This is a genomic window from Paenibacillus sp. GM2 (assembly GCF_900069005.2).
Lineage (GTDB): Bacteria > Bacillota > Bacilli > Paenibacillales > Paenibacillaceae > Fontibacillus.
The window spans coordinates 414504-432783 of the sequence record NZ_LN831277.1 but is presented as its reverse complement, the minus strand read 5'-3'; the positions used below and the strand labels follow the sequence as shown (position 1 = coordinate 432783).

Here is an 18280-nt window from a genome sequence, read left to right as displayed (position 1 = left end):
ATTCCTCCTTCTGGAACAGTCCTGTGTGAGGGCAGTTCTCGACCATTCTTCTATTTGTAATTCACTCCACAGCGCTAGGGCTGTCGCTTTACCTCCACGACCGTGGAGAAGAACACCGCTCCACCGCCCATATCAGCCAATCGATCGGAGGTCAGGGCATTTGCCCTGCGCGACTTGCCATCCTGTTCCCACCACAAGCCCTGGCTAACTACGGTTCCCGGCAGCATTTTATCCGTAACCGAAGCCTTTACCTCATAGCGTCCGCGATCATTCCATACGACGACCTCATCCCTGTCTGCGATGCCTCGCTGCTCCGCATCCTGCGGATGGATTTGCAGCAGCGGCTGCTTCTCCAGCTCGATATGCTTGTCGGTATTGCCGAAGGACGAGTTCAGGAAATTATGGTTAGGGGGAGAAATAAACATCAGCGGATACACCTCCTCCTCTCCCGGCCTCCGCTCTCCATCATACCCTTCCTGTAGAGGAGTATAGGTAGGCAGCGGCGGAAGCCCCGCTTCCTCCATCCTTGCGGAGTACAGCTCGATCTTGCCCGATGGCGTCGTCAGCCGCTGCAGATATTCTTGCTTCGGCTCCATATTCAGCTTCATAAACCGCTGCTGCTGAAGACTCTCCAGCGTGATTCCTTCAAGATAAGGGTTCTCCGTAAAATCAAGAGCCTGACGAATCATATCCTGCTCTCGATCCTTGAAGGCATCCTCCTCAAATCCCATCGCCTCCGCCAGCAGCTTGAACGTTTCTACATTGCTCTTGCTCTCTCCCTGGGCTGGGATGACCGGCTCCTGAAGCTGAACATAGTGATGCCAATAGGAATTGTATAAATCCGTATTTTCAAATGATGAAGTTGCCGGCAGCACGATATCGGCATACCTCGCTGTATCCGTCAAGAACAGGTCATGCACCACCGTGAACAAATCCTCGCGGGATAGTCCTTGCTCCACCTTCACCGTATCCGGCGCTACGACTGCCGGATTGGAACAATAGACGAACAAAGCCCGGATTTTTGGCGTCAAGGTCAGCAGCGCTTCTCCGATTTGATTCATGCTTACGGTGCGCGCATCGGGGTTAGGGCGCAGCTCGGGACGCTCCAAGGCATTGCCGTTCACTTTGCCATAGGCTCCGTTCGATTTAAACGCTCCGCCACCAGGCACAAGCCATTGTCCTGTCAGGGCTGGCAGGCAGGTAATCGTCCGTACGGTCATCCCCCCGTTATCATGATGCTGAAGCCCATTTCCAATATGAATATAGGCTGGGGAAGTCTGTCCATACATCAAGGCAAGCTGGACAATATCCTCCGCAGGAACGCCTGTAATGACCGATACACGCTCCGGCGTATACTGACGAACATGCTCCCGTAGCTGTTCATGACCGATCGTATACTGCTGTAGAAACTCTTCATTCACCAGCTGCTGTTCGAACAGCACATGCATCAAACCCAGGGCCAGTGCGCTATCTGTTCCCGGATAGACCGGAATGAACCAATCAGCACGCTGCCCGGTCCGATTGCGATGGACATCGATCACAACCAGCTTGGCTCCCTGCTTCCGCGCCTTCTCGATCAGCGCAATCTGATGCATATTCGTACTGACGAGATTACCACCCCACACGATTATCAGCTTCGCCTGTACCGTCTCTTCGGGGCTAGTCCCGCCGCCGAAGCCCATCGTATATTTCCAGCCGGTATTGCCGGCGGAATTGCATATTCCCTGTTGAAGCTGAGAGGAACCAAGCCGATGGAAAAAGCGGCGATCCATTCCATCCACACTGAGCATCCCCATATTTCCATAGAAGCTGTACGGCAGGATCGACTCTGAACCATGCTCCTTGATCAATCCTTGATACCGCTCTGCGATTTCGGCGATAGCCTCATTCCAGGTAATCCGTTCAAACTTGCCTTCCCCTTTGGCCCCTACACGGCGCAGGGGATACAGCACACGCTCCGGATGATAGATCCGTTCTGTCATATTTCTTACTTTATTACAAATCGCACCTTGGGTGATTGGATGGTCCGGGTTGCCGGCCACCTTGACGATTCGTCCATTCTCTTTGTGCAGCAGCAAACCGCAGGTGTCGGGGCAATCCAACGGACATACTGCAGGAAATACTCCATTCTCCTCTCGAACCATCTCTCTCATCCCTCCTAATTAGGTTATTGTATTTGATAACAGGCCCGAATGTCTATAGATAGCATTTCGCCCTAAATTCGCTGATATAGTTCATCTAAAACAGAATCTATATAACACAAATGACCCGCGGATGAGGTCCTTCCTGATCAGGAACCTGCCTACACGAGTCATTTGCTATGAATTATATATTATTGAGCTTTTAAACGTTAAGCCTTCGCATCGGCCTTGGCAGTCACCGAATCGACAGCCGTTACCTCCTTGGCATCTTTCAGGTAGGCAGCCCAATACGCTCCGGCAACGAACACGGCGCCCCCTGTCAAGTTGCCGAGCCAGACCGGAATGAAATTTATGAAGTATTCTCCCCAAGAGAAGTAACCTTCGAATATAGCTGCCGGAATCAGAAACATATTAGCCACAACGTGCTGAAATCCAATCGCTACAAAGGCCATGGTCGGGAACCAGATCCCGAGTATTTTACCGCTGAAGTTGTCTGCGCCGTAAGCCAGCCACACGGCAAGAGCTACCAGCCAGTTACAGCCAATGCCGGACACGAACGCCTGCAGAAAGTTATCGTCCAGCTTATGTCCCGCCATATCAACCAGCTTCTCAAGGTAAACTCCGCTTGAGGTCAGACCGACCACATGTCCGAAGAAATAAGCAACAAACAAGGCCCCAACAAAATTGGAGATTGTAATCAGGATTAAATTTTTGAACATTTCGCCCGTCGTAATTCTCTTCTTGAACCGCGCCAGAGATACAGCCATCATATTTCCGGTCAACAGTTCGCCCCCTGCCAGCAGCACTAAGATAAGGCCAACCGGGAACACAGCAGCACCGATGAACGTTGCAATGCTTCCCCACTCCTTGGGTGCGCCCGCAATCACGCGGATATCAAGCAGAAATCCAAGAGCAATGAACGCCCCGCCCAGGAACCCGAGAATAAACACGGTCAAGAGTCGGTTATGCGCCTTCTTCACCCCGGTTTCCACCGTTGCTTCAGCAATCTGATCCGGTTTGTAATAAGCCATGGAATCTCTCTCCCTTAATCTATTTTTATAGAGGTTGTTTAAAAAGTCCGTTTGGGATTACGGAGTAACGCTGAGAGCTTATTCGATGTCGAATATTGAATTAGCCAGGCCTAAGTTTGATGCCTATGAAGTCAAGATCCCTCCGCTAACCTCTCAAGTGCTCACGTAGATTTTGCCTACGCTACGCTCCTTTCGTTCCTAGCCTCATCCAAACTTCCCGGTGCTGAAAACCGAACTTTTTGAACACACTTATTATAGAAATTCAGCTTCATATCATGAAGCCAACCAAGTCAGGCCAAGACCAGCTTACAGCGTGTTTTTCATTTCGACTTTCATTGTATCGTGGGTCACCTTTTGGTTATGTGATTTTTGTCACAAACTATCTGACAGGACTTTTTTGCCTTACAAAAAAGACCTCATCCTCCGCTTGTCAGTGGAAAATGAGATCCTGTTCCTTATTTTTACTGGCTGTATGCCGATCGAATCTCCTGATATCTCTCCTGTCGATCCTGCTTGCTCAGCTTAGGACAGGTATAACAATATCCATCCCCGGTCAAATAAGCCAGACAACAAGTTGGCTTCATACGCGTCTGCTCCCCGGGCTGATAGGGATCGTCCAGCCAGATTTCCTTCACATCAAAAGGATTGCGCTTCAGGCCGAAGCAGCTGCTATCAATCTGCTTCGTAAGAGTTCCATAGGCTTCTAGCAATTGCTCCCGGTGCTGCCCTTCAGCAAACAAACCGCTCAATAGATTCACATAATATTCGGCCCCTAGCGGAATCTGCCCCCAGAGTTGGGAAAGAGGAAGGCCTGTAACCGCAGAGATTGCTGACATTATTGGCTGCAACGTGCGGTAGAAGTGCTCCATTGCATTCCGTTGCCACCCGGTACGCTCGCCTGTCGGCCAAACCCGCTCTGCCGCTGATTTAAGCACAAATAAAAGCTGTGGATACCCGTTCCCACAATCGATCTGAATGTTCAGGTTTGCGGGAGACAGATCCAATCTCGTGTCCGTCATTGACGTCATATAGATCATCGCTGCACAAACTGTCCGCCAGCTCGAAGCAAAGTAAGTTCCGGCAACATCAATCTTGCTGCCATGAATCTGACGCTGATATTCCTGCAGCAGCAGCTTGATCTGCTCCTGATCGGTCAATAGCTGCGCATCTACGCTATAAATCGCATCTGGCCGGGGCTCCCTTACTATCGACAAATATTGTGAGAGCCACTCATATTGGATGCTTCGCATTCCTATTTGGCCAACTGACTGGCGATATCCACTTTTCTCCCACGAAGCACCTTGCCCTCAGCAGCGCGGTACAGCTCATATGGAAGGCATAATGGCACACCGCTGCGCGGATCAGTCACGATATCTGCTTCTATGCCGAATACTTCACGCAGCACTCCCGTCGTCACGACTTCTTCAGGCGTGCCCGAGGAGATGGCTTGCCCTTGTTTGATAGCAATCATATATTGCGAATAACGGGCAGCATGATTCAAATCATGCACGACCATAATGATCGTCCGTCCCAAATCGTGGTTCAATTGCTCCAGCAGCTGCATCACTTCCAGCTGATGGGCCATATCAAGAAAGGTTGTTGGCTCATCCAGGAACAGAATATCCGTCTCCTGTGCCAACGCCATGGCAATCCAGGCGCGCTGCCGTTGTCCGCCAGATAACTGCTCTAAACCGCGTTCGCTGAATTCGCTCATCTTCGTTGCTTCCAGCGCCCAGTCGATGACGCGACGGTCCTCCGCTTTCAGGCCACCGAATCCTTTCTGATGCGGGAAGCGCCCATAAGAGACCAGTTCCCGGACTGTAAGTCCCTCCGGTGCGGTAGGATTCTGCGGAAGAATCGCCAACTGCTTGGCAACTTCCCGGGTTGATTGCTTGTGAATCGATTTCCCGTCGAGCAGAACCGTCCCGGACTTAGGATGCAAAATACGGGCCATCGTCTTTAATATCGTCGATTTCCCTGAGCCATTAGCTCCGACCAATGCTGTAATTTCCCCTGCGGGGATTGAAATATTTAAATCCTGAACGATCAAGCGATCCTCATAGGCGATATCCAAATGAGAGGTCTTCAAAGACACGTTGACGCACTCCCTTTCTCTGTACAACCATAAAACGACTCCATAATATCTTAAAGATACTGATAATCATTATCATTTGTCAATACAATTTTAAGTTTGTTAGACTTGTGTACTTGCACAGGAGAACAACCGTTCCACCCTGATAACCTGAGGCTTCTAATCGTTTTTATATCCAATTAAAGCCTGCCCGGACCGGAAAACAAAGAAAAAGGGCACCCTCTTGGCGCCCTTCCTCATTTGGTCCCACTTTCACCTTTGTTATAACCCCTGCATATTACGCGCTTCTTCGATATCAGTCTTCAATATTAGCAACCCCTCAAGGATTCGCTGTTACCGGAATCGATCCATAATATTCTTCCAGGGTAATTCCCCGATCAGCAATCTCGGATGCGATATCAACACCGACAAAGCGGATATGCCAAGGTTCATATTTGTAGCCGGTAATACTGTCTTTCCCTTCAGGATAACGAATAATGAAGCCATATTCCGGAGCATGCTCAGCTAGCCATTCCGCTTCTTTCGTGCCTCCAAAGCAATCTTCTGCCGCGCACTTCCCATCGCTGCCAGACACATCGATGGCCAGTCCGGTCTCATGCTCGCTATGGCCAGGCACAGCGCTGTATGTCTTGGCTTTCTCTTCTCCATCCCGCGCAACATAGCGATTGAACAATGAGGTTTGCGTCTTATGGGAACGATAGGCTGATACCCCTGCCAGGTAAATTCCATCCTTCTCCGCCCCGTCGAACAGACTTTCCAACGCCTTAGCGGCTTCACTGCGCATCATTCGTTTCTCTATTTTCTCTTTGAAAGTAAAGCGGACATCCGGATATACGAGATCTGACGGATTATAATCATCCGGCAGTGCAAACTCTTTATTAACCAACACTGCCACGCTATTTACATCAGAAGCTGCCGCCATATCGGGTCCAGCTCCCCCATTTTTGGAGCCAGTATTCCCCGCCCCGGTATTGTCTGTAGACGTATTGCCCGAATCTCCATTGTTCTTGCTGTTGTCAGCTTCGCTATTCCCGGGAGCCGCAGTTCCCTGATTATTTGCACCCGCATTATTTACAGCTGGCTGATTGCTGCCGGAAGTTGTCTTATTCGTGTCACCACAAGCCGTCACCAGTGCTGCCGCAAGCAATAATGCAGACACTGTAGCCAGCGTTTTCGCTTTTGTATTCATCCATTATGTCCTCCTGATACCTATTTAAGAAGCCCTTGCGATTAGTATCAACGAACCGGAATTCGATCGATTCTAAATCGTGGCTTTACTATTGTACCAGAGTTGATCATAAATTTCCTGCCTCATGGACATTCGGGATTATTCTAAAATCTTCCTGATCTAAAAATAGAATATAACAGCCATACCACCATCAAAGTAGCAATGACGAAGCCGATATCGATCACCGGTATGTTCCAGAGCAAAATCGGGCTATTGGTCATGGAAGATCCGATAATAACGCCAACCATAATGATGCTGAATGACAGCAGTACAATACTGAATGAGAGACGGTTCCCAATCTGGTTGAACTTGCGCATCAGCTCTTCCATCCCCGGGATATCCATCTCCGTCTTAATCTTGCCCTTACCAATAATTGAGGATAAGCGCTGCATTTGGCGCGGCAAATCAGCCAACGATTCACCGAATTCAACGGCTTCGCCAAGCAGCTTCTTGCCGAGCCTGCGCGCGTCCAGCTTCTCGCGCAGCAGCTTCTTGCCGAACGGCTCGGCAAGATCAAGGATACTGACATCCGGGTCCAGACTCTGCAAGACCCCCTCTACCGTCAATAAGGACTTGCCAAGCAGCAGCAAATCTGCTGGGAGCACCACGCCATGCCGCTGCGCTGCAGCGAACAGATCATTGATCGCAGTGCCAATGCTGATCTGGGAGAATGGAATATCATAATAGGTCTCTCTGAGTCGCTCCAGATCGAGGCGCAATCCATTCATATCCTCCACCTCGTCCAGCAGACCCATTCGCAGGATGGCCCTTGTCATGCCCTCGGTATTACGGCGCATGAGGGCAATAATTAACGATGACAGCTGTTCCTTCATCTCGGAGCTAATCCGGCCCACCATCCCGAAATCAATAAACACAAGCCGACCATCCCGAAGAACCAGCACATTCCCGGGATGCGGGTCGGCATGGAAATACCCGCTGATGAAGATTTGATGGAGCATGGCATCAACCAAGGTAGCCGCAAGTTCCTTCACATCGATCCCACTCGCCTTAATCTCCGGAGCTTTATTCAAATGGATGCCCTCTACATAATCCATCGTTAATACTTTAGAGGTCGTGCACTCCCAGTACACTTTCGGAATGAAAATCTTTTTGTTGCCTGTAAACTGTTTGCTGATCCTCTCCATATTTCGGCCCTCGCCCGTATAATCAAGCTCCGCCTTAATGGATCTGGAGAACTCCTCTACCATTTGTGGTATTTGATAATGTCCAACCCAGCCCCAGCGTTTCTTCGCGATCGCCGTCAGGTTTCTCAAAATATCCAGATCACGATCAATGATGGGGAAAATCCCCGGGCGCTGAATTTTTATCGCCACTCGCTCTCCGGTTGCCAATCGTCCCTGATGAACCTGGCCAATAGAAGCAGCGGCCAGCGGTATTTCATCGAACTCGACCAGCAGCTCCTCTACAGGCATATGGAACTCTTTCTCCAGAATCGCCCTCGCTTCCTTGGCCGAGAACGGGGTAACTTGATCCTGGAGCTTGACCAACTCGCCGATAATGGATTCCGGAAGCAAGTCAGACCTCGTACTGGCGAGCTGTCCCAGCTTCACAAAAGTTGGCCCAAGCTCCTCCAGCACGAGCCGAATTCTCTCCGCCAGGGTATGGCTCTCCGGCTCACTTTTCAAAATCCAGCGCAGCGGAACGGAGAACAGCCGGGTGAGTCCAATCTCCTCCGCAATATAACCAAAGCCATGGCGCCCCAGCGCCATGGCTATTTCCCGGTAACGCCCGGCATGCCGTACAGTAACTCGCATTGCCTATGACTGTCCGTTCTCTGCCAGCTTATTCTCCAATTCTGCCACCCGGCCTTTAAGCTCCTCCACTTCTTTTACCGTGGCCAGTCCCATGCTCTGCAACACGGATCTAACCTGCTCATTGATCAGTTCCTTGAAGCGATCCTGCTCCTCAGCCCCTTTGTCGATCAATCGCTCCACCAGTTGCTTCGATTCCGAGGGAGCAAGCTCCCCACGCCTTACCAACTCGTCCACAATACCTTCAACTTTCTCTTTGCTGACGATCGTAAGTCCCCAGCCTAAGGAAATAGCCTTCTTCAACAGATCACTCATCGGTTACACCCTTTCCAAAATAAATTTAGTCTATATAACCCCTCTATCATCCATTATATCCCTATTCTTCTGCGTTTGCTGTGTCCAATGCAGCACGACGGATAAGAGAGCCCTCCGTCTCATAGAACTTGACCAACTCAATGATCATGCTGCCCATTCGCTCTTCCTCAGGGTAGATAACTCGCTTGATGCCTGCCTCAATCAGCCCCTGGGCAGTCACTTTCCCCACGGATAGCGCTACGACAGAACCATGCAGCGCATCCATGAGCTCTTGTAGCTGCCCCTGCCGATCGGCATGCTCCAGAAGGAAGCGAACCTGCGGACCGCTAGTAAATGCTACAGCGTCAACTTGCTCACTGACGATATCCAACATCAATTGCTCTAACGCTCCTTCAGGAGGAGCAATATGGCGGTAAGGCAATATCTGCGAACTGTTCGCCCCATTCTCCTCTAACCACGACATCAGCCGTGGGGCAGGATCCCCGTGCAGCTGGACGATGACAGAGCTGTCGCTCAGATCATGCTTCGCTAATCCGCGAATCAGCCCTTCGATGCTCCCGTCGTCATCACGTACAATGGGAACCAGATTTCTTCTCTTTAGCGCATTTATCGTCTTATAACCCCTGGCAGCTATCGAAGTGTTCCTCAGGATCTCCCACCACGCCTCGGCAACCCCCATATCTTCGGCCATATCGAACAAAGCATCGAGCCCCATGCCAGTCGTGAAGACCGACCATTGCGGTGGATTCTTGATCCACGAGACAATGCCATTGCGCAGGTCAATGTCGTCAAGCAATACCGTCCCTTGAGCTGGTCGATATCGCGGGATGCCCCCCAGGTTCTCCACCAGCTTGCCTAATTCCTGAGCCCGTCGTGGCCCGGTAAGCGCAACTCTTACACCCTCCAGTCTTTTTGCCATCCTACTCTTCCCCCCATTTCTAATAATCGAGCCATGCGAGCTAGTAATTAACGTATAGCATCAGATTATACGACTGAAATGGCGAAGTAAATCCTTAGGTGTTCAATAGGGCAAATATTATCCGGAACGGAGTTTTCTTTTCCTGCGCGGCCACAGGACAAAAAACAGCAGCAACGGGATGGCAATCTCGAATACGATGGCAAACAGCATTAACTGTTCATTAAAATTAATTTGCTGAACCGGATTTTTGAAGAACCACATCCCACACACATAGCTGAGCGCTCCCAGCGGGGCTACCATTAATCTCCCCGATACTTTCGGAACCATAATTTGCATTAGATTGGACATCAGATAAAGATTAAATCCCAGCTTGCCGAATACGGTTGGCAGCCATAACGCCACCAACAGCAAGTCAAACCGATCCATGAAATCGGTGACCTGGACTTGACGGACAAGTTCATAAGTCGGATACAGCAGTTTAGTAGACAGTGGGATACCCACAACCAATTGGACCATGATCAGGAACACAATCAAGTACAAGCCGCTGATCAGCAGGCCGACATAGCCGCCTTTGCTCTTATAGCACTTCCCGGATAAAATGAGCGGGAACACGATCAGCTCCCCGACACTGGAGAAAATAACCCAGGAGCCATGGAATATGTTTGGCCATTGAAAATGGAGGAACGGCTGAAGATTGCTAATTTCCGCGTCTCGCCACGTCGTGATCACAACCATCAGAAGCAGCATGAACCAGATGGGAACATAAATCTCGGCAATACCAACCAAGGTTCTAATCCCGCCCTGAGCGATATAGACCACGGTAATCGCGACGAGCAGTCCAATCACAATGATAGGGGTTCTATTCAATAAAGAAGTGTTGGTAAAATCCACACAGGAACGTATTTCTCCGGCAGACACCAAGAGTAGAAAAAACATATATAAAATCGCGATGCTTCTCCCCATAAGAGGATACCTGTCGATCATTACGGCCACCACATTTCTACCGGAGAACCGTCTGATTAGCCTCGAGACGATCCATAACATCAACAGCGTGACGAGTACACTCAGCAGATATGAGACGTAACCGTGCTGATGGGCAATCTCCGATAACTTTGCAGAAATATCGAGGTAATTGACCGAGAATAAATAGAGCACCGCTAGCAAGGCTACCTGTCTGGTTGTTATTGTCTTCAACTATGGTCCCCCCTGTTTGTGGATCGTTCATCGAAATGGAATCAGTGGCTGAAGAACCTTTTGAAGCCATATTGTTGGGTAGAAGATAGGACCGCCCGTATTGATATACCCTAGGATTACCAGCGAGACGCCCATAAGCAAATAGGTCATCCAGCGATTGACTTTGGACGCTTGCCGCATTAACTGCCAATCTCTTCGCAAACTATATACAATAAGCAGAAGCATGAGACTTAGCGATTCAATCATTGCTCTGACGCCCCCCTTTGGTAGAGAGCGAATTCATTAACTGGTTAGTGCTTTCCAAATGGATCGTTGAATGTACCGAGACCTTTACCGTCGGAAATACTTCATGCCATCTATCTTCGACCTTATTCCATTCCAGGGGATAACGACTTTCGATCACTTGTCCGAATCCAAAAATATCGGATTGATACTCGCGCTGAAGTTTTTCTACGATACGACTCAAATTTTTATTGATGTAATTGCTGCATTGCTCCTCGAGTCCATTGAGATTCTCGTCCTCGATGTCCTCATATGAAGTATTCTCCAGAATTGAACCCTTAGCTTGAAAATTTATAGTGATCGCAAATTGTGAACCTTGCACATTGGGAGTTAACTGAGTCTTGGACTCTGTCAAATTAATTATAATCAGCTCGTTCTTACCTCCACGAGGAAGAATAATCTTGGGATTTACGGACTCCCCCATCCCCAATAGAGCCAACAGCCCGTCTCCTTCATCCAGAAAGCCGACGAGTTGATCTTCCTTGAACACGCCAAGTCCATCAATAGCAATCAGACTCTTGGATTTGTCAGGCACTTCCTTACTGCTATCCTTAATGTTCATTACTGGCAAATAAAGATCCACACCCTTGGTCAACAATTTGTTGACCATTCGCTTGACGTTCATCGGATGCCTGATTGAACTTTTGGCGATCTCCCGCGCCATCTCCGCTGGAAACTGCTCTATAGGGGCCTCCGCGGTCAGAACATCATAGGCATTCCCCCGAGTAAGCACAATATACGAACTCAATCTGTTCTGTGGGAACCGCCCAAGAATGTCTATGCTGCTCCCAATCCCAGCACGAGCAAACCCTTCGCCAAACAACATAAGCCTGCGATGTGAAAAATTCAAAATTCGCGATAAGCTCTCCTGGATTTTTTTGTTAGCCAGATACATAGTGTGTGCCTGCTTCGAGATCAGAAGATAATTCTGATTGCCGGACGTTCCCCCGCCGCCTCCTTCACTGCCTGTACCTCCAAGCTGGCTAGGAAGGGCAACTTGCACAGTTGATATATAATTGTCATCGACTTTATCATAGGAGGAACCGGTTACGAACGCGACATCGTTGATCTCGACCCGGTCCCAGCATCCGCACAACATTCCCATTGTAATGAAACAGCAGCAGAGGAATGCAAGCTTGGACTTACCAGCCTTCATTTTCTTCCCCGCCCCCCCTCATCTTGCGAACCCCGGCTCTTCTTATATTGTCCGGTGAGGATGAATACGGGCGCTCCGCCATCCTCCACATCGGAACACGAACAAAGATGTCTTTGAAGTCACGCGGGCGATACGGAGACACTCCCAGCAAATAAGGAACTCCAAAGGACTTCAATTGGGTCAAGTGAACGAGAATCCAGACCGCACCGACGACAATCCCGAACAAACCAAATAAAGCTGATAGAATCATAATCAGGAAGCGAAGCATCCTTACCGTTATGGCAAGATTGAAGCGCGGCAGTGTAAATGAGGCGATCCCAGTCATGGATACCACGATCACAATCGGGGCCGAGACGATACCGGCCTGTACGGCAGCTTGGCCAATAACGAGAGCGCCAAGGATACTTACCGCTTGCCCGATCGTCTTCGGCAGCCGGATCCCCGCTTCCTGCAGTGCCTCGAACGAAATTTCCATAATTAAGGCCTCGACAATGGCCGGGAAGGGAATGGCTTCGCGAGCCGTAGCAATGCTCAAAATGAGAGAGGAGGGCAGCATATCCTGATGGTATGTTGTCACCGCGATATAAAGCCCTGGCAGCAATAACGCCACGAGCAGAAAGAAAAGACGAATCCAGCGGATAAAATTGGTAACGTAATAGCGTTCATAATAGTCTTCGCTGGACTGAAGCAATTGCCATAATGTCGCCGGGGCTACCAGTACGAACGGAGTGCCGTCCACAAAGATGGCTACCTTCCCTTCCAGCAGCTGCGCAGCAATCGTGTCCGGGCGCTCAGAATATTGCATTTGCGGGAAGGGCGAGTACGGATTATCCTCAATCCACTCCTCGATGTAACCCGATTCGAGGATTCCATCCATATCGATCTGATTCAGCCGATCCACCACACTATCCACCAGATCTTGCTTGGCCAGCCCATCGATGTAAGCAACGGCTACATCCGTCTTTGTTATTTTTCCGACTACAAGCGGCTTCAGCCTCATCTTCTCCGTCTTAATCTTGAAGCGCAACAGCGCTGTATTAATCCGCAGCGATTCCGTGAACCCTTCGCGCGGCCCGCGAATTACCGTCTCCGTAGACGGCTCCTGTACACTGCGCCTGGATCCGCCCTTCACATCGAAGGTCAGCGCCTCATTTGAATCGTCCATGAAAATAACGACATGCGCAGTCAGAATTGCTTCAATTACCCCCGGCCAATCCGATGCAGCCGCCATCTGCGTTAGAGATATGCGAGTGAATGGCAGCTCGCTAAGCCGTTCTATTGGCCCCTCTTCCTTAACTAAGCCTTCGATCAGGGGCGATATAATATGCTGCTCGACCCCTTTTGTATCGATAATCCCTTCAATGTATACAACAAGCCCTCGCCGTGATTTGGTAAACTGAACACTCCGGTACACCAGATCAGAGCTGTCCTGAAATATTTTTTTTAGAGCCTCCTCATTTTTTGCAAGCTTGCGGCTAAGCTTCTCCTCCTTCATCCGGAAACTCCCTCCTACTCAGGAAACTGTATAGATATATGATGTTCCAAACGGGGATTAATATGTATTTACCTCTTGAAAATAAATGCAAAAAAACCGCCAGAAACCAATCCGGCGGCGATGAAAATAAAAGCATCTTATATCATTTTCATATTCTACAATCTCTGAACCTTGAACCTCTTGACCAGCTCCTCCAATTGGACAGCCATTCGCGACAGATCATTCGAGGACGCGGCCACCTCTTGGATTGAAGCAAGCTGTTCCTCAGCCGCAGCAGAGATAGTGCGCACATTATCCAAATTCCCCTCGGAGATCGATGAGATGCCGTTAATCGACTCGGTCACCTTCTCGGCTCCGTTCTGTAGTTCTTGCGCGGCACCGGATACCTCCTCCATCTTGGATGCAGCGATACGAACCGCTTTACGTATCCTTGAGAAGGAACGTCCGGAAGTATCTACTGCAATGATGCCTTCATTGACTCCAAGCTTGGCATTCTCCATCGATTGTTGAGCGAGATGAACCTCGCTTTGGATATTTCCGATTAAATCTTCGATCTGATGCGCCGAATGCTCCGACTCCTCGGCCAGCTTACGGACCTCGGAAGCGACTACCGCAAATCCCCGCCCTTCTTCGCCAGCCCTCGCCGCCTCAATCGAAGCATTTAATGCGAGCAGGCTTGTCTGCTTGGCGATCCCGGTAATCGCTTCTACGATGCCGCCAATATTCTCGGACAACGCGCCGAGTGTCTGTATGACGCTGCCCAAGTCATCCACGGTATGCTGTATATGCTCAATCTTCTCGACAACGCTTAATACTGAAGCATTTCCTTCCTCAGCGGTTGCGTTAGTCTTCTCCATCGTCTCTGTAACCTCTCGGATATGCTCGGTAATCGATAGGATCTGACTCGACATATTGTCCATCTCATGAATACCGATTTCAACACTATCCTTCTGTTGTTCGCTGGCACCCGCCATCTCCTGAATTGCCACCGTCACATCTTCGATGGCCTTCGTCGTCTGCTCAGCTCCGGAAGCCAGCTGCTCGGCGGAACGGGCTACATTCCCTGTCGTAGCGCGAACGCTTGTAATCGTATCGCTCAGATTGTCCACCAATCGCTGAAAATGATTGGACAGTTCTCCGATCTCATCCTTCCGCTGTGTACTTGCCAGTCTCTTTGTTAAATCCCCCAGGCTTACTGTTTGTGTCATCTCTACCAGACGGCTCAATGGTGAGGCAATGAAATGGATTGTAAACCATGCTGCAACCAACGCGACAACCAATGAAATCCCCAGGATGACTAGACTGCTGCCCATGCCGCCATTAAATACCATACTTAATACACTTGGCACAACAGCAACAATGATCATCGAGATCAACAAAGTAATGCGTATGCGTTTCTTCATAGATCATGGTCCTTTCCCGAATAATACTTACCCTATTATCTGTTCGACACGAATCCGGTAATTTCCTCTCCTAGTTCAAAAGTCCGACAATTAATTCCAACGAACCAGCCTGATCGCGATTACAAACACAAAATGGCCAGTACCGCCGCCTGATTGGACGATACCAGCCTAATTCGAAAATCGTATATTGATAGGTATACATACCCGTATACCATTAATCTGCCAAACGATAACCTACACCTCTCACTGTAGCGATATAAAGGGAATCTACTGCCCGATCTCCGAGCTTCTTGCGCAGACTCTTGATATGAACATCCACGATATTGCTGCCGCCCAGGAAGGTTGTTCCCCAAATTTCTGAAAGCAGCTCCTCGCGGGACAGCACCGTTCCTTCATGATCTAAAAGTTGAATGAACAATTCATATTCCGTCTTGGTCAGCTCGATCTGTACTCCATCCTTGTATACAGCCATTTTCTTGCGGTCGATCCACAGGTCCTTATGGACGGTTGGGGTACTGCCGTTCAGCACGCTTAAGGATGTACCGCGATCCCCCTGATTGCGAATAATACGCTGCGCATGATAGAGAATCTCTCCCCTTCTTGCCGGCCATACGAGAAGCTCATGGTTCATCAGACTTTGATCCAGCCCAGCCAGGACAGATTCATTGACAAGCAGAAGGCAAGGAACATCACCGGCCTGCTTCATCAAGGTTTGAATAGCTGCAGCATCCCCGATCTCACGATAGAAGGTAAAGTCGAAGATGAGCAAGTCGGCGGCCTGTGCATTGCGTATCCCTTGCTCCAAATGATGAAATACCAGGACGTCGAAGCAGCCCTCCGATAAATCGCGAAGCAATTCATAAATATCCGTCGGATTTGGACTCACGATAATAACCCGCTGCGTTACCGGACAGAAGACCGGGACCCCGGCCATCTCTTCCAGCCTCATATGTTTCTCTTCCACCGGGCTCCTGAATGGCTGCTTTGTCGAGCCGAAGCCTCTTTCCACAGGATTCATTTCTTTGACCGACATGCTGGGCACACCCCCCCGAATACGACATGAGCATGATGAACCTCGTATCCGGTTTCCTTGGCAACCGCATGGCTCCAGTCCTCGGGTACACCTGTCATCACTTCATCTACGCGTCCGCAAACCTCACACAGAATATGCTGGTGGTCATCCAGCTTGGCATCGTAGCGACTCGCTGCTTCGCCAAGCTTCAGCTCACGGATCATCTCCTTCTCAGTCAAATAACGCAGTGAATTATATACCGTTCCATAGGCAAAATTGTATCCCTGCTCGACCAGCCGGTTCATCACCTCAGCAGCTGTTGGATGATCATTGGCTCTGCGCACGACATCATAAACAGCCTGGCGCTGCGTCGTTAAATTTAATGATTTCATATATAGGACATCCCTTGTTTTATAATTTTAGAATTAGTATAAGTCTTATTCTATTATCCGTCAATCGCCATACATCACACTGTATCAGAATTTCCCACATCTATTGCAAGAATCTCCTTGAGCTTGGAAGAAAACTGTTTCATCTGCGAATTATTGGAGACAATTGTACAAGGAATCAAAATTCCAATTTAAGGAGGGCCCCGTTCATGAACAACACATCCCGTTCCGGATCATTGCCCAAGTTCCCTGAGTCGATGTGGAGCCATACCTCTTCCCAATCTTCGTTTCCTACCCTAAATGAGGACATACAGTGTGATGTAGCGGTTATCGGAGGCGGTATCACCGGGATTATGACCGCCTATGTATTGCTTGAGGCAGGGCGAAAAGTCGCAATTATTGACGCTGGCCAAATACTGCAAAGCACGACGAGCTTCACAACGGCCAAGATTACCTCCCAGCACGGCTTGATATACAGCAAGCTGCTCAGCCATTTCGGGAAAGAAGCCGCCCGTCTCTATTATGAAGCCAACGAAGAAGCGATCCGCTTCATTGCTGAGACCATCCAGAAGCATCACATCGAGTGCCAGTTCCAACGGGAGGATGCTTATTTGTATGCGGACTCCGAGGAGCAGCTTGAACAGTTGAAACAAGAATGGGAGGCTTACCGTCAGCTGGATCTGCCGGGCGAATGGGTTGAGGATCTGCCAATACAGGTAGAATCGAAGGGCGCTATTGTCCTGCGCGATCAAGCCCGGTTCCATCCGCTTCAATATCTGACCGCTCTCACAAGCTCCATTGTTGAGAAGGGCGGACGCTTCTACGAGCATACAACCCTTGAAGACTACGCGGAAGAGCTGGACGACGGCAATCTGGCTCTTAAGACCGCAGACGGACATAAAATTACTTGCCAGTATGCAGTCTCAGCCGCTCACTTTCCTTTCTTTGACGGGGGCGGCCTATACTTCACACGGCTCCATGCCGAGCGCTCCTATGCGATTGCTATCAAGCCGACGAAGCCCTATCCCGGCGGCATGTACATCAATTGCGGCGAACCGAAGCGTTCTGTAAGATCCGCAATGCTGGACGGGAGCGAAGTCCTTATCGTCGGGGGTGAGTCCCATAGGACGGGGAAAAATGACTGTACGATCGAGCGTTATGAGAGGCTGGAGCAATTCGCCAGGGATACCTACGGCATAGAACAAATTCCATACCGTTGGTCAACGCAGGATTTAATCACGATCGATGAGGTGCCTTACATCGGCCAGGTGACCTCCAGACATCCTAAAATCTATGTGGCTACAGGCTTCGCCAAATGGGGAATGACAACCTCTGCAGTGTCGGCCGCATTAATAACCGATTTGATTACCGGAAAAGAGAACCGATATACAGAGCTGTTCACCCCCTCCAGATTTAAGATTAATCCGAGTCTTAAGAATATAACGGTTCAAAATGCGGAAGTAGCCAAGGAATTGATCAGCGGCAAAATAGAGGCTGTTCATTTGAAGGTCGAGGATTTGAGGACAGATCAAGGGTCTGTAGTCAAGTATCGCGGCAAGCGGGCCGGCGCCTATAAAGATTCCACCGGCGTCGTCCATCTAGTGGATACCACCTGCAGTCATATGGGCTGCGAGTTGAACTGGAATGAAGCCGAGCGGTCTTGGGACTGCCCCTGCCATGGATCCAGATTCAATTATCAGGGTGCCGTGATCGAAGGCCCGGCCACAGAGGATTTAACCCGGTTGAATCCACATTATGGTGCAGAGAAGTAAGTTATGACGGAACGTTACGTTGAATAGCCGTATTCCTCGCTAATAACATGAGGAATACGGCTATTCTGCATTATAGTTT

General features: G+C 49.6%; 16 protein-coding genes. 1 reads left to right on the top strand and 15 read right to left on the bottom strand.

The window, feature by feature from the left end:
- Nucleotides 1-74 precede the first annotated feature (74 nt).
- From BN1360_RS05450 to BN1360_RS05380, 15 genes are all read right to left on the bottom strand, one after another.
- The gene (locus BN1360_RS05450) at nt 75-2144 is read right to left on the bottom strand and encodes a molybdopterin-containing oxidoreductase family protein (RefSeq protein WP_082789940.1); all 2070 of its coding nucleotides are present in this window, start codon (nt 2142-2144) and stop codon (nt 75-77) included.
- 206 nt (nt 2145-2350) lie between these two features.
- On the bottom strand, nt 2351-3172 hold the full coding sequence (locus tag BN1360_RS05445; RefSeq protein ID WP_068778873.1) for a formate/nitrite transporter family protein: 822 nt from the start codon (nt 3170-3172) through the stop codon (nt 2351-2353).
- Nucleotides 3173-3633: 461 nt separating this feature from the next.
- Complete coding sequence (locus BN1360_RS05440; RefSeq protein WP_068778872.1) at nt 3634-4422, bottom strand: hypothetical protein; 789 nt, start codon at nt 4420-4422, stop codon at nt 3634-3636.
- A gap of 2 nt (nt 4423-4424) precedes the next feature.
- Entirely contained in the window at nt 4425-5267 is an 843-nt protein-coding gene (locus BN1360_RS05435; protein ID WP_068778871.1) for an ABC transporter ATP-binding protein, read from the bottom strand.
- Nucleotides 5268-5583: 316 nt separating this feature from the next.
- On the bottom strand, nt 5584-6453 hold the full coding sequence (locus tag BN1360_RS05430) for a M15 family metallopeptidase (protein WP_068778870.1): 870 nt from the start codon (nt 6451-6453) through the stop codon (nt 5584-5586).
- 143 nt (nt 6454-6596) lie between these two features.
- On the bottom strand, nt 6597-8267 hold the full coding sequence (locus tag BN1360_RS05425) for an AarF/UbiB family protein (RefSeq protein WP_068778869.1): 1671 nt from the start codon (nt 8265-8267) through the stop codon (nt 6597-6599).
- 3 nt (nt 8268-8270) lie between these two features.
- A complete protein-coding gene (locus BN1360_RS05420; protein ID WP_068778868.1) occupies nt 8271-8579 on the bottom strand; it encodes a phasin family protein in 309 nt (102 codons plus the stop codon).
- Between the two features lie 61 nt (nt 8580-8640).
- On the bottom strand, nt 8641-9498 hold the full coding sequence (locus BN1360_RS05415) for a uroporphyrinogen-III synthase (RefSeq protein WP_068778867.1): 858 nt from the start codon (nt 9496-9498) through the stop codon (nt 8641-8643).
- Between the two features lie 117 nt (nt 9499-9615).
- Nucleotides 9616-10692, bottom strand: coding sequence for a GerAB/ArcD/ProY family transporter (locus BN1360_RS05410; RefSeq protein ID WP_068778866.1), 1077 nt, complete (start codon nt 10690-10692; stop codon nt 9616-9618).
- A 27-nt stretch (nt 10693-10719) separates the two neighbouring features.
- Complete coding sequence (locus BN1360_RS05405; RefSeq protein ID WP_068778865.1) at nt 10720-10938, bottom strand: hypothetical protein; 219 nt, start codon at nt 10936-10938, stop codon at nt 10720-10722.
- Nucleotides 10931-12130, bottom strand: a complete 1200-nt coding sequence (locus BN1360_RS05400) for a Ger(x)C family spore germination protein (protein WP_068778864.1) — start codon at nt 12128-12130, stop codon at nt 10931-10933. Before BN1360_RS05400 ends, BN1360_RS05405 begins: the two co-directional genes overlap by 8 nt.
- Nucleotides 12117-13625, bottom strand: a complete 1509-nt coding sequence (locus BN1360_RS05395) for a spore germination protein (RefSeq protein ID WP_068778863.1) — start codon at nt 13623-13625, stop codon at nt 12117-12119. The genes BN1360_RS05400 and BN1360_RS05395 overlap by 14 nt, the downstream gene beginning before the upstream one ends.
- Nucleotides 13626-13780: 155 nt before the next feature.
- Nucleotides 13781-15028: a methyl-accepting chemotaxis protein gene (locus tag BN1360_RS05390; RefSeq protein ID WP_068778862.1), complete on the bottom strand. Its 1248-nt coding sequence runs from the start codon at nt 15026-15028 to the stop codon at nt 13781-13783.
- A gap of 214 nt (nt 15029-15242) precedes the next feature.
- Nucleotides 15243-16061 (bottom strand): winged helix-turn-helix transcriptional regulator, encoded by an 819-nt coding sequence (locus tag BN1360_RS05385; protein WP_229520828.1) that lies wholly within the window; start codon nt 16059-16061, stop codon nt 15243-15245.
- On the bottom strand, nt 16043-16432 hold the full coding sequence (locus BN1360_RS05380; protein ID WP_068778861.1) for a Fur family transcriptional regulator: 390 nt from the start codon (nt 16430-16432) through the stop codon (nt 16043-16045). The genes BN1360_RS05385 and BN1360_RS05380 overlap by 19 nt, the downstream gene beginning before the upstream one ends.
- Nucleotides 16433-16638: 206 nt before the next feature.
- On the opposite strand from BN1360_RS05380, the gene BN1360_RS05375 reads away from it, so the two are divergent.
- Nucleotides 16639-18201, top strand: a complete 1563-nt coding sequence (locus BN1360_RS05375; protein ID WP_068778860.1) for an FAD-dependent oxidoreductase — start codon at nt 16639-16641, stop codon at nt 18199-18201.
- The last annotated feature ends 79 nt before the right edge of the window (nt 18202-18280 follow it).

Excerpts from the sequence above, each read along its gene's own strand:
- BN1360_RS05420 (WP_068778868.1), bottom strand. The coding sequence starts at position 8,579 with ATGAGTGATCTGTTGAAGAAGGCTATTTCCTTAGGCTGGGGACTTACG.
- BN1360_RS05425 (WP_068778869.1), bottom strand. The coding sequence starts at position 8,267 with ATGCGAGTTACTGTACGGCATGCCGGGCGTTACCGGGAAATAGCCATG.
- BN1360_RS05385 (WP_229520828.1), bottom strand. The coding sequence starts at position 16,061 with ATGTCGGTCAAAGAAATGAATCCTGTGGAAAGAGGCTTCGGCTCGACA.
- BN1360_RS05415 (WP_068778867.1), bottom strand. The coding sequence starts at position 9,498 with ATGGCAAAAAGACTGGAGGGTGTAAGAGTTGCGCTTACCGGGCCACGA.
- BN1360_RS05395 (WP_068778863.1), bottom strand. The coding sequence starts at position 13,625 with ATGAAGGAGGAGAAGCTTAGCCGCAAGCTTGCAAAAAATGAGGAGGCT.
- BN1360_RS05440 (WP_068778872.1), bottom strand. The coding sequence starts at position 4,422 with ATGCGAAGCATCCAATATGAGTGGCTCTCACAATATTTGTCGATAGTA.
- BN1360_RS05400 (WP_068778864.1), bottom strand. The coding sequence starts at position 12,130 with ATGAAGGCTGGTAAGTCCAAGCTTGCATTCCTCTGCTGCTGTTTCATT.
- BN1360_RS05450 (WP_082789940.1), bottom strand. The coding sequence starts at position 2,144 with ATGGTTCGAGAGGAGAATGGAGTATTTCCTGCAGTATGTCCGTTGGAT.
- BN1360_RS05390 (WP_068778862.1), bottom strand. The coding sequence starts at position 15,028 with ATGAAGAAACGCATACGCATTACTTTGTTGATCTCGATGATCATTGTT.
- BN1360_RS05405 (WP_068778865.1), bottom strand. The coding sequence starts at position 10,938 with ATGATTGAATCGCTAAGTCTCATGCTTCTGCTTATTGTATATAGTTTG.
- BN1360_RS05430 (WP_068778870.1), bottom strand. The coding sequence starts at position 6,453 with ATGAATACAAAAGCGAAAACGCTGGCTACAGTGTCTGCATTATTGCTT.
- BN1360_RS05375 (WP_068778860.1), top strand. The coding sequence starts at position 16,639 with ATGAACAACACATCCCGTTCCGGATCATTGCCCAAGTTCCCTGAGTCG.
- BN1360_RS05445 (WP_068778873.1), bottom strand. The coding sequence starts at position 3,172 with ATGGCTTATTACAAACCGGATCAGATTGCTGAAGCAACGGTGGAAACC.
- BN1360_RS05380 (WP_068778861.1), bottom strand. The coding sequence starts at position 16,432 with ATGAAATCATTAAATTTAACGACGCAGCGCCAGGCTGTTTATGATGTC.